This is a genomic window from Kitasatospora griseola (genome assembly GCF_014648555.1).
Classification (GTDB): Bacteria; Actinomycetota; Actinomycetes; order Streptomycetales; family Streptomycetaceae; genus Kitasatospora; species Kitasatospora griseola.
Map to the genome: position 1 here is coordinate 13,173 of NZ_BMRI01000038.1, position 219 is coordinate 13,391.

Consider the following 219-nt stretch of genomic DNA (forward strand, 5'->3'; position numbering starts at 1 on the left):
GCCGGACAGGTCGACGAACTCCGTGCTGCTGCTCAGCCCGTCCGGCGCGGCCAGGCCCTCGCGGGACGCGAACGCCGGGTACAGCAGGCCGGGTTGGGGATTGACCACGTCCACCCGGTACTTGCCGCTCGCCGTCGCTTTCGCGGGCTTCAGCGTCACCGTGCCGTCGGCCGCCGTCACCGCCGTCCGCACCGCACCGTCCTCGCCGGTCAACGTCAC

1 protein-coding gene is annotated in these 219 nt (G+C 73.1%); it reads right to left on the bottom strand.

From position 1 onward, the window contains the following. Positions 1-219 (bottom strand): hypothetical protein (locus IEZ12_RS39435; RefSeq protein WP_229848392.1); only part of this gene is annotated, 219 nt, incomplete at both ends.